General features: G+C 66.0%; 11 protein-coding genes and 1 riboswitch. All 11 genes read right to left on the bottom strand.

All coding sequences use genetic code 11. The features are described from left to right. Window positions 1-163 precede the first annotated feature (163 nt). The 11 genes from C1Y63_RS07720 to C1Y63_RS07665 all read right to left on the bottom strand — a co-directional run bounded on the left by C1Y63_RS07720 (window position 164) and on the right by C1Y63_RS07665 (window position 14,638). The gene (locus C1Y63_RS07720; protein ID WP_106015885.1) at window positions 164-907 is read right to left on the bottom strand and encodes a 1-acyl-sn-glycerol-3-phosphate acyltransferase; all 744 of its coding nucleotides are present in this window, start codon (window positions 905-907) and stop codon (window positions 164-166) included. A 193-nt stretch (window positions 908-1,100) separates the two neighbouring features. After that, window positions 1,101-2,108, bottom strand: a complete 1,008-nt coding sequence (locus C1Y63_RS07715) for an ROK family glucokinase (RefSeq protein WP_106015884.1) — start codon at window positions 2,106-2,108, stop codon at window positions 1,101-1,103. Window positions 2,109-2,174: 66 nt separating this feature from the next. Next, window positions 2,175-3,389: a glycosyltransferase family 4 protein gene (locus tag C1Y63_RS07710; RefSeq protein WP_106015883.1), complete on the bottom strand. Its 1,215-nt coding sequence runs from the start codon at window positions 3,387-3,389 to the stop codon at window positions 2,175-2,177. Window positions 3,390-3,488: 99 nt separating this feature from the next. Further along, window positions 3,489-4,559 carry an NlpC/P60 family protein gene (locus C1Y63_RS07705; RefSeq protein WP_106015882.1) on the bottom strand — a complete coding sequence of 357 codons (1,071 nt, stop codon included), beginning with the start codon at window positions 4,557-4,559 and terminating at the stop codon, window positions 3,489-3,491. A gap of 485 nt (window positions 4,560-5,044) precedes the next feature. Further along, window positions 5,045-5,674, bottom strand: a complete 630-nt coding sequence (locus C1Y63_RS07700) for a C40 family peptidase (protein WP_106015881.1) — start codon at window positions 5,672-5,674, stop codon at window positions 5,045-5,047. Between the two features lie 9 nt (window positions 5,675-5,683). Continuing rightward, window positions 5,684-5,863, bottom strand: a riboswitch (cyclic di-AMP (ydaO/yuaA leader). Window positions 5,864-7,751: 1,888 nt separating this feature from the next. Next, the gene (locus tag C1Y63_RS07690) at window positions 7,752-9,374 is read right to left on the bottom strand and encodes a cytochrome bc complex cytochrome b subunit (protein WP_106015879.1); all 1,623 of its coding nucleotides are present in this window, start codon (window positions 9,372-9,374) and stop codon (window positions 7,752-7,754) included. After that, window positions 9,371-10,576: a ubiquinol-cytochrome c reductase iron-sulfur subunit gene (locus tag C1Y63_RS07685; RefSeq protein ID WP_106015878.1), complete on the bottom strand. Its 1,206-nt coding sequence runs from the start codon at window positions 10,574-10,576 to the stop codon at window positions 9,371-9,373. The genes C1Y63_RS07690 and C1Y63_RS07685 overlap by 4 nt, the downstream gene beginning before the upstream one ends. After that, window positions 10,573-11,460: a c-type cytochrome gene (locus tag C1Y63_RS07680; protein WP_199189087.1), complete on the bottom strand. Its 888-nt coding sequence runs from the start codon at window positions 11,458-11,460 to the stop codon at window positions 10,573-10,575. The genes C1Y63_RS07685 and C1Y63_RS07680 overlap by 4 nt, the downstream gene beginning before the upstream one ends. A gap of 94 nt (window positions 11,461-11,554) precedes the next feature. Then, window positions 11,555-12,169 carry a heme-copper oxidase subunit III gene (locus tag C1Y63_RS07675; protein ID WP_106015877.1) on the bottom strand — a complete coding sequence of 205 codons (615 nt, stop codon included), beginning with the start codon at window positions 12,167-12,169 and terminating at the stop codon, window positions 11,555-11,557. A gap of 929 nt (window positions 12,170-13,098) precedes the next feature. Next, complete coding sequence (locus tag C1Y63_RS07670) at window positions 13,099-13,530, bottom strand: cytochrome c oxidase subunit 4 (protein WP_106015876.1); 432 nt, start codon at window positions 13,528-13,530, stop codon at window positions 13,099-13,101. Between the two features lie 13 nt (window positions 13,531-13,543). Then, window positions 13,544-14,638 (bottom strand): cytochrome c oxidase subunit II, encoded by a 1,095-nt coding sequence (locus C1Y63_RS07665; protein WP_369831034.1) that lies wholly within the window; start codon window positions 14,636-14,638, stop codon window positions 13,544-13,546. Between the last annotated feature and the right edge of the window lie 525 nt (window positions 14,639-15,163).

The following is a 15,163-nucleotide window of genomic DNA, read 5'->3' as shown; positions in this document are numbered from 1 at the left end:
CGTGCGGTGGGGCGGGCTTGTTCTCTGAAAAAAAGATGCGCGGCCAAAGACGGCCGGCGCTGACAAAAAACGCGGCGGGGTTGCACGCCCCGCCGCGCCGGTCTTCCGGTCAATCTTAGAAGATCCTGGGAAAATGTCGAAAAAGTGGTGTGCGCCCCACCTGCTAGGCGAGTGCCTCCGGCTCCGTGCCGGGCGGGTAGCCCAGCCCCTCGGCGAGGTGCTTTTTCACATCCGCCGCATAGGCATCCACATACGGGTTGCCGCTGAGGTCGGCCAGGATGTGCTGCACGTGATCGGCCAGTGCGCGGGCCGCCTCGTGGGAATCGCGCGCCAAGCCCTGGGCTTCCACGTAGGCCACCGGGTCGATCGGCGCGCCGACGGCGACGCGCACCTTCGCCGGCCGCAGCACCCAGGAGCCAATCGGGTTGGCCTGGCGGGTGCCGAACATCGCGACCGGCACCACGGGTGCCCCGGTGCGCAGCGCGATCCGCGCCATGCCGGTCTTCGCCTTGTAGATTCGCCCATCGGGGCTGCGGGTGCCCTCCGGGTAGATACCCAACAGGTCGCCGGCCTCGATGACCTTCACGCCCGCATTCATCGCATCCTGGGCCGCGCCCGCGTCACTGCGGTCCACCGGCACCTGCCCGACGGAGGTAAAAAACCAGCGCTGCAGGCCGCCGACCACACCGGTGCCGGTGAAGTACTCCTTCTTCGCCAGGAAGGTGATCTGCCGGGGGCACAACAGCGGCAGGAAGAAGGAGTCCATGACGGACTGGTGATTCGACGCCAGGATCGCCGGCCCCGTGGCGGGAATGTTCGCCGCGCCGGTGATCTCCGGGCGGTTGTAGACCCGCAGCACAGGGCCCAGCAGGATGTTCTTAAACGCCCAGTACCACTTGTTGTGCATGGTGATCTCCGTCAGTCGCGTGAGGTGTGAAGGATCCGCCCACCTGCCACAGGGCGCTACCGCACAGGGCCTCGGCGTGTGGCGCGGCACACCTGCGGCGGTGGGACGGTGATGTGCTCACCCTACCGCGTTGCACGGCCCGCCCCACCCCCACCGGGTGAGGACGGGGGTAGCGGGGGTAGGCAGGGCCCGGCTAGGGCTGCGCCAGCGCCCGGTGCGCGAGATCCGCCACGCCCACCAGCCCCGCCCGGGAGCCCAGCTGGGCGACGGCGATCTCCGGCTTGGGCCGGTACGCGGCCCCCACCATGGTCTCCCCCATGACCCGCGTCGCGGTCGGCAGGAACAGGTCGGCGTCGCCGACGACACCCCCGCCCAGCACAATCATTCCGGGATCGAGGATGTCCGCCACGAGCGCGAAGCCGCGGCCCATCCAGTGGGCGAAATCGTCGACCGCGCGCACGGCGACCTCGTCGCCCTCCCGGCAGGCGGCCATGACGGCCGCACCGGTGACCTGTTCACGAGGCAACGCCCGCAGGGTCGACGGTGCGGTGCCCTCCGCAAGCAACTGGGCGGCCGTCGTCGCCAGCGCCGTCCCGGAGCAGTAGCGCTCCAAACAGCCGGACTTGCCGCAGCTGCACGGCCGCCCGGACGGCACCGCCGTGATGTGCCCAAACTCGCCCGCCGTGCCGAAAGCACCCCGCAGAATCGTGCCGTCGATGACAATCGCCCCGCCGATGCCGGTGCCGACAGCAAACAGCGACCACTGGCGCTGCCCGCGGGCCGCACCATAGGTGTACTCGCCCCACGCCGCCGCGTTCGCATCGTGCTCCAGCACCACCGGCATCCCCAGGCGCGCCTGCAGAATGTCCTTGACGGGGGCCTGCCGCCACGGCAGGTGCGGCGCGAAACGCACCGTGTCGCAGGTGGCGTTGAGGAAGCCCGCCACCGCCAAGCCGACGGCCGCCACCGGGTAGGAGGCGCGCAGCGACTCCACCACGTCCACGATGGCGTCGTTGAGCTCCTCCCCCGTCGCCGGGGTGGGGCGCCGTTCCGCGGCGATGATGCGGCCCTCGGCGTCCACGACACCGCCGCGCAAGTTCGTGCCACCAATGTCGAAGCCGATCGTCAGCGGCGCGGCCGCGGGCGGCACGACGTCGCCTGCGGCGGCGGGGGTGGATGCGGGCGTCGACGGTGTAGACATAACAAGGCTCCCAAGGGGGTAAACAAATAACGACAGGGTGGAGAAAGCACAGGGTGGCGGGGTTTGCTAGGCCGGTGGCCCGCCGAGGGCTGCGTGCAGGCGGGCGAACTGCAGCTCCCAGTTCCACTGCTGCAGCACATGCTCCCGGCCGCGCTGCCCCATCGCGGCGCGCTCCGCAGCGGAGGCAAGCAGCAGGCGCTGCAGGACCGCGCTGAGCACCCCGGCGTCACCGCCGGGGACGACCACCCCGCAGCCGGGGCCAATGGTCTCCGGGGCGCCGCCGGAATCGCCGGCAATGACCGGCACCCCACAGGCCTGCGCCTCCAGGAACACAATCCCCAGGCCCTCGACGTCGAGCCCGCCCCCGCGGGTGCGGCAGGGAATCGCACTGAGCGTACTCGCGGCGACGACGTCGCGCAGCGCATCCCGGGGGATGCGGCCGGCGAAGTGCACCCTTGACGCCGCCTCCTTCGGCAGGCTGGCAGCGCGGCGGGTCAGCACCCGGCGGTAGCTGCCCTCGCCGACGAACAACAGGTGCGCATCCGGGGCGGCGGCGTGCACCTCCGGCCACGCCTGCAGCAGCGTGTCCTGCCCCTTGCGGGGCACGAGTCGGGAACAGCAGACCACCAGGGGTGCTGTGGCCGGAATGCCGTGGGCCTGCGCCAGCTCCTCGCGCACCCGCGCCCGGGACTGCTCATCGAGGGGGTGGAAGTAGTCGGCATCCACCCCGCTCGGCATGCGCTGCCACTGCGGCGCCGGGCCGAAGGCCGCGCGCAGGCGGCCCAGGGTGTAGTCGGAGATAAACGTGACCACGTCGGCGTGGTCGCCAATGCGGCGCAGCAGCTGCCGGGCGCCGGGAATCATCGACCAGCCCACCTCGTGCCCGTGCGTGGACGCCACCACCCGGCGGGCGCCCGCCTCGCGGGCTGCGCGCCCCAAAAGGCCCAGGGGGGCCGCCGCCCCAAACCACACGACGTCGATGGCGTGCTCCCGGATGAGCTGCTGCATGGCGCGCCGCACCGACGGCGTTGGCAGCAGCACCCGGTGGGGGCTGCGCACCACCGTGTACGGGGCTTCTGCATCGAAGGCGGAGGCAGCAACCGCGTCCTGCGTGGAGGCGAACACCACCACCCGTGCGGGGTCCAGGCCCCGCAGGAAATCCGCCAGGTAGGACTGGATGCCGCCCACGGTGGGCGGGAAATCGTTGGTGACCAGCAGCACCCGCGGATGAGCGGGGGTGCGACCGGGCGGGGGTACTGGGGTGTGCTTCACGGCTCTCATGCTATCGGCTCCCACCCCACCGGTATGCGCGACGCCGCAGCGGTGCAAGGACGAGGACGTCCTTCACACGGCTGCGGCGCGCGGAGAAAAAAGATCGTGTTAGTAGCGGCGGGCGCCCACAAAGGGCATCGCGTCGAGGCCCACCACCTGCACGGGAATGCCGTAGTCGGCGGCGTGGACCACCTTGCCGTCGCCGATGTACATGCCGACGTGCGTGGCCCCCGGGTAGTAGCCCACCAGATCGCCGGGCTGCAGCTTATCCTTTGGGATCGGGATGCCGCCGCCCATCTGTGCCTGGGAGGTGCGGGGAATGTTCTTGCCCTGCTGGCGGTAGGCCCACACCATCAACCCGGAGCAATCGAAAGAGTCGGGGCCGGTCGCGCCCCAGGAGTAGGGGGAACCCACCTTCGTCAGTGCGGTGCGGGCGGCCTCCACGCCGCCGGGATTCTCGCCGTCGATGAGTGCCGGGTCGAAGTCGAAGGTCGGGCCGTTCTTGTTCTCCCAGCGGCGACGCTGCTCCTCCTCGAGGGCATCAACCCGGGAGCGAATCTCGTTGGTGCGCTGCTCCAGCTCGGCGCGCTTCTCATCGAGGGTTTCGCGTTCCTTCTTCAGGTTCGCGACCTGGAACTCGGCCTCTGCTTTCGCGCGAGTCACACGATTGTGGGCGGCCGCAGCCTCGGCGGCAGCAACCTCCAGCTCCTTCGAGGCATTCTCGGTGCGCCGCGCCAAGGCCTGCAGGTAGGCGCTGCGGTCGATGGCCGACTGGGGGCTCGACGCCGCCGCGACGGAGGTAATCGGGTCGACGTTCGCGCCGCGATACTTCGCCAACGCGATGCGGTCGATCTCCGCCTGGGTGCGCTCCACGTTGGCGCGCGCCTCATCGGCGGCACGGGTGGCCTCGTCGACCTGGCGCTGGTAGTCAGCCAGCTCTTGTTCCTTCTTGCCCAGGTCCTCCTCGAGGTGCTTGACCTGCTCCGCCTGGGCTTCCGCCTCGCGGCTCACCTCAGCCATGGTGGCGATGAGCGCGTCCAGGTCCTGCGGATCACCCAGGGCGCCCGGCACTGGCAGCGCGCCCAAGAGGACGACGGACGCACAGGCGGCCAGGGCCAGCCGCAAGCTTTGGCGGTTACGCACGATGGAACATCCTCGGAGTCGAAGCACACACAACATCACTGGGCAGCAGGGGCGCCCCAGTGCACCCCGCGCCCGGGCGCGGGGATGTGCCCCTCCACCGGCGGAAATGCCGGGGCGCTGGGGCACAAAAAATCTTTCCTAAGAATAGCCTGAGTATCGGCGCGGGAGCAACCAGGGGAAACGACAAGGGTGTAACTCACCTGTGCAGCCGCCACCCACCAGCGCGAAGACGTCAGACCACGAACCTGAAGCCCCAGCGCACACCAGAAAAAACCCGCCCCCAATCGCGCCACACACCCGGCCCCCACCGCCGGTTCCCCACCGCCAACTACCTGAACAAAGCCTGAGAAAGACCCGCAGGGCACCTGAGGCGGCACGCCGACGCACACACTTCTTGACGCCTACCCCGGCACCACTGCCTCGGACACCAACCCCCAAACGCAGACAATGACCGCACCACAGGGATCCTGTGATGCGGTCGCAGACAAGTGTGTGCGGCGAGAACTGCCGCGCGCAGTGGCTTAGTAGCGGACTGCGGAGTGGAACGGCATGTAGTTCACGCTGGTCTCGCCCAGCGGGGTGCCGGAGTTGATGGCGTGGATGACGGTGCCGTGGCCAGTGTAGATGCCGACGTGGGATGCACCGGAGTAGAAGGCGACGATGTCGCCCGGCTGCATGGCGTTGAACGGCACCGGGGTGCCCTGAGCAGCCTGCGCGTAGGAGGTGCGCGGGATGTGCTTGCCCACCTGAGCGTATGCCCAGGAGGTCAAGCCAGAGCAGTCGAAGGCGTTCGGGCCGGTCGCGCCCCACACGTAGGGAGCGCCGATCTTGGAGGCTGCGGCGTTGACGATGGCCTGGCCCTGGTTCGGGGCCGGAGCCGGTGCCGGGGGAACGAAGTTCGCGACGGCGTTGTAGTTCGCCGGGGCTGCCTGGCCGGCGAGGGAGGGAACCCATGCGGCAACGCCGGGGACGTTGGCCAGGTTCGGCACGTTCTCGAGGCCTGCAACCTCGAAGCGGATGTCGCTGTTGGGAACGACGATCTCAGCGGCCTGAGCCGGCTGAGCCAGGGTGGCGGCTGCGCCAATGGTCAGAGCGGAGGCAACGGCGGTGTTGCGAGCAGTGCTCGACGTCCGGCGGCTGTGCTTACCCACGAATAATTCTCCAAATCTTCCTTTTTCCTACCGGGTTAGCTGTCGGGTTCGGAAACAGAAAGCTCCCTACCTCTTCTCTCCACCAGGCTGTGCGGCTGGCTCTTGAATCGTTGAAGAGGATTCACCCCAGAGGAATTGTTGGTTCCCCGGCCCGCGGCCCATCGGTGGGCGGCGCGGAAAGGTATCAAATTTTTCGGTCTTGAAGCGAACCGCCCTTGGGGGGCGCCGCAATGTCTCGATTAGGTTACAAATTGGTCACGCACCGTGTCCACTGATGCACGCAACTTCGGACCGTTATCAAGTTGTTATCAACCCGTGCCCAAAGCGCCACAATCGGCCGCCGAGCCGCGGCTACACACGGGCGCGGCGCCGCGAGCGCGTCACGTCCCCCCAGCGCACAGGGCGATTCTCAGACTCCTCAAAGGTGGCACGGCCGCCCGAGCAGAGCCCCGGATGCGGCGGCACGATTGTCACAAAATCGACCACTGTGACCTTGAGCACATACCCCCTAGGTGGGGTCCCGGAAGCCCCCAGATGCCCCTCCCCACGGTGCGTCAAGCATCCATCAACACGCCATCCCGCACCGCCACAGGAAACACATCCTGCCACACGCGCCCGCGACTGCCTCACGCGCAGCATGCAGCGCACTGCGCCACCGTCGCCCACCTCTGCCACAAGCGCACCACCTCTAGCCCCAACGAAGGGCCCCAACACGGCGAATCCACAGGCGCACACCACAACCGCCCCACGAATCAGGTCACCCCGGCGCCACACTGCGCCCTCCGCGACCACAGCGCAGTGGCGCAGCCGCTTCCCCCGTGTCGACACGCGGCGGGCTCTGTGCGCAGCTCCGAGGCAGAGCAATCCAGGTCGTTGCTCACACGCCCATACACGCGCCCCTCGACCGACGTCCGCGCCACCACGGTTACGGACCAGCGGCGTCTCGCATCCGCGCACCAAGCTTCTTGCCGCGCCGCGGCCCCGGGGACCGCCTGCGGAATGCAAGCACGGCCGACACCCCGAAAAGGACGACGCGTAGGAGCTTCCCTCAGCCGATGACTTCGCGCGATGACGGCACCACCCGCGCCGGATCAGCGGCACTCCTGGTGTGACGATGCATGCCATGCACCTCCCAGGGAGATGCCATGTTCTGCGCGGCAACGGGGAGCAGACAGCCGGCACAGACGCCCGACGCCACCGGAAGCCGTCCTTCTGCCGTGCGCCGAGGCGCTTCTCCCCATCCGCAGCACCGGAGCACACCCCGCCGACGCCACCTTTCCCGATGAGGGGGGGGGGGACAACAGCGAGTGCCGTGCAGCTCCTCTCCCTGGGCGCTGGCGTGACCCACCAACCTGCTGCGGCCCCGACGCAGCCCGACACGACGCGCAGAAGCCGCCACTACTCGGACTACGGCGTGCCCTGCGCCTTGAGAGCGACAGAGCCGAAACCGGCGGCAGTTGCGCGCCCGCACACCACCCTGCGCGCAAGCTCCCTAGGCCGCCTGACGACGCCGGCGGATGTCACCCCCGCAGCGATGAATCTGCGCGTGTCATCCCGCCCGACACCGCGCGAGAACATGAGCCATACATATATATAGGTGTGCGGAATCCCGTGACGGCCGAATACGAACTCACGGCAGGACGCGACATCCACCGGCGTTGTCCTCCCGACGCGCCGTACACCTTGGTGTGGTCTGTAAAGAAGGGGCCGAAGCACCCGCCGTCTGAGGATCGAGACTTCGACGATGGGCACCCGCTGCCCGCTGGGCGGTCTGGCGCTCCACGCGCGCACTGCACCCGGATCTGGTCAGGTCCGCCGCCGCGGCACCCGTGAATGCACTGCGCGCACACCACTCCTCCCCTCCGGGAGCCATCTGGCCCCGGCACCGCTCACCCCGGTGGGAATACTGCGCGGCAGCCGTGAGCGCGACCCAACGACCCGATCAGTCGAACCGGCCGCCCAGGACGCGGGGTTTGGGCGGCAGACATAAAAAAAGGGGACGACCCCCGTCCCGTTGTGGGAGGGGGTCGTCCTGTGAGGCAGTTGGTTGCCTTGGGCGCTGGCGACAGCGAAGAAGTTACTTCTTCTCGTTGTCAGCGGCGCGGTTGGCTTCCTGCAGGTTCTCCAGCATGGCCACTTCTTCTTCGTGGTTCTGGTGCTCGATCTCCGCAGCCTTGGCGGCGATGTCGACAGGATCGGGGGAGAAGAAGGAACCGCGGCCGGGGTGGCCGGCGAAGCCCAGCTGGTTCATCTGCTTCGGCACCGGGGCGCCGGCGTAAGCCAGCGGGATCGGGTGGCCGTGCTCGTCCACCGGGCCGAGCGGCTGGTGGACCTCGATGAAGGCGCCGTTGGGCAGCTGGTTGATGACACCGGTCTCGATGCCGTGCTCCAGGACCTCGCGGTCGGAGCGCTGCAGGCCGATGCAGATGCGGTAGGTCGCGATGTACACCAGCGGCGGGACCACGATGAGGCCGATACGGCCAACCCAAGTCATTGCGTTCAGCGAGACGTTGAAGTGGAAGGCGAACAGGTCGTTACCACCGGACAGCGTCAGCAGAGCGTAGAAGGACAGGGCCATCATGCCGAGCGAGGTACGGACCGGAACGTCGCGCGGGCGCTGCAGCAGGTTGTGGTGGGCGTCGTCGCCGGTGATCTTCTTCTCGATCCAGGGGTATGCGAAGAGCAGGACCACGAGGACGCCGAGGAGGAGAGCCACCCAGAAGACGGCCGGGATGGTGTAGTTACCGAGGTAGAGCTCCCATGCCGGCATGACACGGGCGGCACCGTCGGTCCACAGCATGTAGATATCCGGCTGGGAACCAGCGGACACCTGGCTGGGGTTGTAGGGGCCCAGGTTCCAGATGGCGTTGATCTGGAAGGCACCCGCCATGAAGGCCAGCAGGCCGAAGGTGATGGCACCGAAGGCGACGGACTTGACGGCGAAGACCGGCAGGATGCGGACGCCGACGACGTTGTTCTCGGTGCGGCCAGCGCCCGGGAACTGAGTGTGCTTCTGGTACCAGACCAGCGCCAGGTGGGCGGCGATCAGGCCGAGCAGGATGCCCGGGATGAGCAGCACGTGGGCGATGTAGAAGCGGTCCAGCATGATCTCGGACGGGAAGTCGCCGCCGAAGATCATCCAGTGCATCCAGGTACCGATGACCGGCAGGGAGATGACGATCGCGGACATAATGCGCAGACCCACGCCGGAGAGCAGGTCGTCCGGGAGGGAGTAACCCATGAAGCCCTCGGCCACGGACAGCAGCAGCAGGATGCAGCCGATGATCCAGTTGGCCTCACGCGGGCGACGGAACGCACCGGTGAAGAAGATGCGGAACATGTGCACCATGATGGACACGGCGAACATCAGGGCTGCCCAGTGGTGCAGCTGGCGGATGAACAGACCACCACGGACCTCGAAGGAGAGGTTCAGTGCGGTCTCGTAGGCGCGAGACATCTCGACGCCACGCAGCGGCAGGTAGGCACCGTCGTAGATCACCTTGGTGATCGACGGGTCGAAGAAGAGGGTCAGGTAGATACCCGAGAGAAGCAGCACCACGAAGGAGTAGAGCGCGATCTCACCCAGCAGGAAGGACCAGTGGGTCGGGAAGACCTTGTTGATTTGGGTTCGGATGCCCGCGGACAGCGTGTAGCGGGAGTCTACGTTGTTGCCGATGTGGGCCATTTTGTTGTTGCTCATGAACGACGCTCCCAGAATGCCGGACCGACGGGCTCGATGAAGTTGCCGGCGGCGACGAGGTAGCCCTCGTCATCAACGGTGATGGGCAGCTGCGGCAGTGCACGTGCGGCGGGGCCGAAGACCGGCTTGCCGTACTGCAGTGCGTTGAACTGCGATTGGTGGCAGGGGCACAGGATGCGGTTGGTCTGCTGCTCGTAGAGCGAGGTGGGGCAACCGATGTGCGTGCAGATCTTGGAGTAGGCGTAGTAGTCGCCGTAGTGGAAGTCTTCCTGACCTTCACGCTGGATGGCCTTGAGGGCATCCTCGGTGCGCAGACGGATCAGCATGACGGGGTTACGGGGACCGTGGACCGAGTGCATCTGCATCTCGTAGACGTCGCGGGTCGGGTCGTAGTTGTCGCCGTCGTTGACGTAGTCGGCAGGAAGCGGGAACACGGTCTCCATGGCGCCGGCGGACAGGTCCTCCGGGCGCATGCGCACCAGGCGGGAAATGCCCTGGGTGCTGTAGTGGCCGTGGTGCTCCTCGGCAATGGCGCCGGTGTCGCGGCCGAGGTAGAGCTTGACGCCCTCGTTGGCCAGCGTCCAGCCGGAGGTCCACAGGGTGCCGTCACCCTGGACGCCCAGTGCACCGGGCTTCCACGGGTTCTTGATCATGCCGCCCAGCGGAGCCAGGATCGACAGACCAGCGAGCACGGCACCGCCGGCCATCGCACCCTTGAGCACCTTACGGCGGCCGAGGGTGGAGGTCTCCCAGGAGTCGTTCAGCAGAGCGACGAGGGTACGACGGTCAACCTCTTCGGAGGGGCCGTCGTGGCGGCGCTGCACGGAAATTTCTTCCGGGATGAACTTCTTGACGTACTGCACGGCGCCGACGCCCATGCACATGATGGACAGACCCATAGTCACGCCCAGCAGCGGGGTGAACAGGGTGTACATCCACACGCCGTCCTCGCCGAGGGCCTTGTACTGCCACGGCCAGAACAGGTAGATGGCCATGAAAGCCAGGGCGAGGACAATGCCCAGCACGAACCAGATGGTGATGGTGCGCTCGGCGCGCTTCTCAGCCGGGTCGTTCGGGATCGGGAAGCGTTCCTTGCGGTACGCGACGGTGACCTCGTCGAGCTCGGTGCCGAGGCGGGCGAGCTCGTCGTTACTCATGGAGTTCAGCTCCTGAGTGGTGTACTTCTTTTGTTCTTTACTCATGAGCGGGATCCAATCCACAGAGCGGCGATGACACAGACAGCGATGCCGAACAGCCACATCATCAGGCCTTCAGCCACGGGGCCGATGCCGCCGAGGCCCCAGCCACCCTGGGTGGGGGTGTCCTTCTGGGACTTGATGAACGCGATGATGTCCTTCTTCTCATCAGCGGTGAGCTGGCGATCAGAGAACTTCGGCATGTTCTGGGGGCCGGTGAGCATGGCCTGGTAGATCTCCTGCTCGTTGGCAGGATCCAGGACCGGGGCGAACTTACCGGAGGACAGTGCGCCGCCACGACCGGTGAAGTTGTGGCAGGAGGCACAGTTCAGGCGGAACAGCTCGGAGCCGCGGGCCACGTCGGCCGGATCAATCTTGCCGTCGGCGTAGTGCTGGCCACGGAGGTCCTCCATGGCGATCTCGCCGTCCGCGTTACGGACGATGCCGGGGCCGCCGCCGTTGGCATCCACGTAGGCTGCCAGCGCCAGGGTCTGCTCCAGGTTGTAGCGCGGGGTCTTGCGCATCGCCTGGGCGGAGTTGCTCAGCATCGGCATACGGCCGGAGTGCACCTGGAAGTACACTGCGCCTTCGCCGACACCGATGAGCGAGGGGCCGCGGCCCTCAACGCCCTGCAGGTTCGCACCGTGGCAGGTGATGCAGGCGACGTCGTAGAGGTCCTTGCCCTCAGCGATGAGAGCCTGCTTGTCCTGGGCTGCGGTGGCGACCTGTGCATCGGGGGTCAGTGCGTTGGCCAGAAGGCCAGCGCCGGTCAGGCCGAGGGTCAGCGCGGCGGCACCAGCGATGGTGCGGCGTGCCTTCCGGCGGGCCTTGACCTTTTTCGCCGAGGAGGCCGGAGCCTTCCCGGTGGTCTCGGGGGTGGTTTCCATCATTTCCCTTATGTCTCTGGTCGGAAAGTGAAGGGCTGTAGGCCGAAGGCGTATCTACTCCCCTGGGTGATGGGGAGAAGCCTTGAGCCAGTACGGCCTACTTAATGAAGTAAATGGTGATGAACAGGCCGATCCAGACCGCGTCAACGAAGTGCCAGTAGTAGGACACAACCATCGCTGCGGTGGCCTGGGCCGGAGTGAACTTCGACTTGGAGACGCGAAGAAGCACGACCACGAAGGCAAGGACACCCGCCAGAACGTGGGCCGCGTGGAAGCCGGTCGTGATGAAGAAGACCGAACCGTACACGCTGTTCTGGATGGTGAGGCCCTCGTGAACGAGGTGGTAGTACTCGTAGCCCTGTGCACACAAGAAGATGGTGCCCATCAGAGCAGAGAGTGCGTACCAGCGCCTCAAGCCGAACACGTCACCGCGTTCAGCCGCGAACACGCCCGCCTGCGCCGTGAAGGAGGAGCTGATCAGAATGATCGTTGCCACCAGGGCGTAGGGGACGTTGAGGTGGCCGGCGTCGACCTCCCACTGGTTTCCCTGGCCATTTGCGCGAGACACGAAGTACATCGCGAAGAGGCCAGCGAAGAACATCAATTCCTGAGACAGGAACACAACGGTGCCGACACTGACCATATTGGGCCGGTTCAGTGCCGCAACACGTTGCGGTGCTGCCATATCTTTGTTTCCAACTGCGCTCGTCACGCCTTCTAGTATGGCCGCTGGGCCACACGATGTCACTTCATTTCGACCCCACTACACCCACAGCGAACGCCCAAAAATGCTGGTTGATGCCTGACAGGAACTTGCCAAGAATTTTTTGGAACCGTTGGGAACTTTTCACCCCGCCCATCCGACGCCCTATTTGCGCAGGTTGCGGGACCACCCTTCAGGCCGGGGGCCGCAGGGGACGACTCCTCCCCCACCACCACCCCCACAGTGGAGAGAAAATCGGGCCATCCGGGCACGAATTGGCAGTGATGTATATCTCACCCACGCCTGGGAACTAAGATCCGAAGCTACAACTTTCGATTGATAAACGGCTCAACCGCTCGGCCAAATATGGGGCTATCCCAATGGCCCACGCTCAGCTAGCCATCTCAACCATGCCACCACCGGCCCTCGGACACCGCTGACTGACATCATCTCGGGCGCACCCCCACCCCGCAGCTGCACGCGGCAGTGTCACCGTCATGTCGGGCGCCCCGACCGTGATCACGCGCGGCAGGGAATCGACGCCCACCCGCGTTGAGCGCACGCCATACCCGTTCAAGCGCAACCCCCATCCCGAGCCGCGTCAGTCGTCAGGGCACGAGGGCCGACATCCGACCCTGCACGCGGCACTCCGTCCACGCCCCAGTCGGTAAATCCGTACACAGGCCTTGATTCCATCAGCGCTGCCGGGCGCACCGCCAGTGAGACGCCGCCTGCCGCAGGCAGCCCGCTCAACGTCACGTGACGAGCAAGGGGCACGCACCCCACCGCCGCCAGGTTTCATTCGTCTCACCTCCTAGCCTTCGTGGCCGGTTGATTGTGTCTAGACAGACGACAGCGGCGGGCCGCACTGTGTTGTGTGCGACCCGCCGCTGTCGGGGGTTTCTCATCCCGAAGGCATCATCGGGATGGGGAAAGTTCTAGTGCTTCTCGCGGGGAAGACCGTACTGCAGGTTCAGCATGGTGCCGGACCAGATCAGGACGACTGCGCCGAGAACGATGAGCCAGTAGGCCATGAAGGCGATGCCGTAGCCCATGAGGGCAACTGCGACGGTCATGACGAAGGGCCAGATGGAGCCGGGGCTGAAGAAGCCGAGCATACCTGCGCCGTCTTCGATCTCTGCCTCTTCCCAATCCTCGGGGAGGATGTCGATGCGGCGCTCCGTGAAGTGGAAGTATGCGCCGAGCATCAGGGTCAGCAGGGTGGCGAGCACCAGGCCGGTGGCGCCAGCCCACTCGAGGCCTTCGATGTTTCCGGTGTCAGAAACCTTCTTGGTGGCCAGGATGTAAATCACGGTCATGACGCCGAGGAACACCGTCACACCGTAGAAAATTTTGGCGGAAGACTTCATGTCAGCGCATTCCTTACTTGTTCAGGTCGACCGTGTTGCTGCCGGACTCGACGGAGCGGGTAGCTTCGCGGCCGGACAGGAACGGGCTGGTGGAGGTGGCGTAGACTGCCTCACCAATGGACTTGAGAGCCTCGGAGTTCGGGGCCTCCGGGTTGTCCATGCGGTACTTCAAGTACTCGGTGAACTTCTCCGGGGAGACCACACGGATCTCGAAGTTCATCATGGCGTGGTAGGTACCGCACATCTCGGCGCAGCGGCCGACGAAGGCGCCTTCCTTCTCGATCTTCTCAACCTGGAAGACACGCTGGGACTTGTTGCGCTCCGGGTGCGGGAATGCATCGCGCTTGAAGAGGAACTCCGGAACCCAGAAGGAGTGGATCACGTCGGCGGACGCGAGGTCGAACTGGATCGCGGTGTTGGAGGGGAGCACCAGGACCGGAACCTCGGCGGTGGAGCCGGTGGTCTCGATCTTGTCGAAGTGCAGGTAGCTCATGTCCGCGGCAGACTTGCCGTGGATCGGGCCGACAGCCTTCTCGTGACCCTCTGCCTCACCGTGGGCGGTGCGGGTGGAGTCAACGAACTCGCCGGCCTTGTCGAGGTGCTGCTGGGCAGACTCGTCAACACCGATGTACTCGGAGCCGGTCGGGGACAGCTCGGCTGCCACCTGGCCGTAGCCGAACTTCCAGTTCCACTGGAAGGCGGTGACGTCGACGGTGACCTTCGGGTCCTTGTCGAGTGCGGTGACCTTGTCCTGAGTCTGGACGGTGAAGAAGAACAGGGTCATCACGATGATGATCGGGATGACGGTGAGCACGGCCTCCAGCGGCACGTTGTACTCGAACTGCTTCGGGAACTCGCCCTTGCCTTCCTTCTCGGCCTTCTTCGCGGAGAACGCCACCATGCACCACAGCATGAGGGCCCACATGATGATGCCGATGATCCAGGCAGTGACCCAGGTCCACACCCAGAAATTGCCCATTGCGGTCGCCTCGGGGGTAATACCCTCCGGCCAGCCCATTCGCAGGGCCTTGCCGAAGCTGCCGCCCGGAGGGGCAACGTCACAGCCGGCGAGGGCCACAGAGCTCGCGCCAACGGTGGCGGCAAGCATGGCCTTGCGCGAGAAAACGCGCGTAAAACGCTGTTTCACGTGTGTCTGCCTTCCTGTCCACACAGTAAATATTGTTTGAGAACTTTCCACGTTCGCTGGCCCATGGGCGCTTCCACCGTCCACCCGGGGGTGAGCCAGGGAGAGGGGGAAGCGGAGATGAGACAGCATCAGGCCATAGCAGTGGCCCGATAAACACCTGTGAGTTTACTGCATGGGGTTTGCCCCCACCCAACACCTTGGGATTGCATGTAGCGCAACTCACAAGGCATCCAACTTATGGTTGATCGGCCCACGAACTGGGGTTTTCCTCCCCACCACCGCCAGGGCCTGTGCCTTTAACGTCACATGCAGCACGCGTGGCGTTCCACGCCTGTGCCCAGGACCCGTATCTATCGGCCCACTCAGGCCCGGCACTGCCCCTCACAGCCACCCCCATTTGAGGGCACTCTAAATGCTGAGTCGGACGGGCGGCCGCGTCGACGTCACCGCCAGCCGCGCACGCACCGCCGCCGTGGCAGCGGCCGG

This window comes from Corynebacterium sp. 13CS0277, assembly GCF_002994655.1.
Classification (GTDB): Bacteria; Actinomycetota; Actinomycetes; order Mycobacteriales; family Mycobacteriaceae; genus Corynebacterium.
Note: the sequence above shows the minus strand (reverse complement) of the source record. Positions and strands in the feature narration are given on the sequence as shown.